The organism is Tabrizicola sp. (assembly GCF_030694085.1).
In the GTDB taxonomy this organism is placed as follows: domain Bacteria; phylum Pseudomonadota; class Alphaproteobacteria; order Rhodobacterales; family Rhodobacteraceae; genus Tabrizicola.
The window spans coordinates 1-1,088 of record NZ_JAUXZE010000062.1 but is presented as its reverse complement, the minus strand read 5'-3'; the positions used below and the strand labels follow the sequence as shown (position 1 = coordinate 1,088).

Annotated in this window: 2 protein-coding genes; both read right to left on the bottom strand. The window is 64.1% G+C overall.

The genetic code is table 11. The features are described from left to right. Positions 1-555, bottom strand: a 555-nt coding sequence (locus tag Q8M85_RS15130; RefSeq protein WP_305546103.1) for a relaxase/mobilization nuclease domain-containing protein, incomplete at its 3' end; no start/stop codon positions are given. Then, positions 542-1,088: plasmid mobilization relaxosome protein MobC (gene mobC / locus Q8M85_RS15125; protein ID WP_305546101.1), on the bottom strand; the 547-nt coding region annotated here is incomplete at its 5' end. The genes mobC and Q8M85_RS15130, both read right to left, overlap by 14 nt.

Sequence of the window (1,088 nt, the reverse complement as noted above, 5' to 3'; positions counted from 1 at the left end):
GTGGTGATCCTTCCCGAGAAAGAACATTTCGCCATCCTTGCTGCGGCGGTTCAGAACGATATGCGCATGTGGATGCGCGCGATCTTGGTGTATTGCAGCAATATAGTCGAATTGCGACCCCTCACCTTGAAAGAACCGCTCACAGACCGTCTCGGTGATCGCGCGCACCTCTTCACCACTGGTGCCGACGGGAAAGGCCATCAGGAGATGCGATGTATGGCCGAGCTTCGGACTGTGCCGCTCGCCCCACTGGTTCTCGAAGCGCCGCACGACCCGGTCGATCTCGGCCTCAGACAAGGTCTTCTTGCCATCATGGGTGCCACGGCTGTCGAGGATGTGACTGGACTTGGTGGTGAGGTAGGTCAGCTGGGCCTTCAACTGGGCGCCGGTATGGCACCCACCTTTGGAGATGGGCTTGAAGATAGCAGGGGAATAGCCCCGCGCGGCCCGGACCATCTGAGCATTCTTCGCCAGCCCCTGCCAGCTGCCCGAGACCCGGCTCCAGTCGCGATCGAAGAGGGCGGGCCCCACACCGCGCGCCTCACTCCGCGCCATGCTCGACCACCTGCTCCGCTTGCAGCCGCGCCAGACCGGCGAGCGCCTTGGTGACCTCGACGTCCAATGTCCGGCGGCGCGCGCGGAACATCTCCTGGATCTGGTCGGCCATGTCGAAGATCAGCACGGCGAGATCGCGGATTTCGGCATGGCTGGCAGAGGTGTAGGGCAGCCGCTCGCCTTTGAGCTTTGCCTCGTTCAGACGGCGCGCGACCTGGTTCACGTTGTTACCGACCCGGTTCAGCGCCGCGCTCAACCCTCTTAGCTCATCGGTCATGCCTTCATCGGGGCGCAAGAGATCGTCGGCCGCCAGCATCAGGGAGCGCATGGCGTCCGAGCGATGGGCAATGCCGCGACGCGCGAGAGCCGCATCGAAGCCGCAAAGGTCGCGCTCGGTGACGCGCATGGTCAGCACACGGGTGCGGCTGTCGTTGGCGGAGACAGCGGAACGGCCCCGGCCGATGACGTTGTAGACGGTCTTGGGCGAAACCTTCAGCGCCGCGCTGATCGCACCAACCGAGACGCCTTTCGCC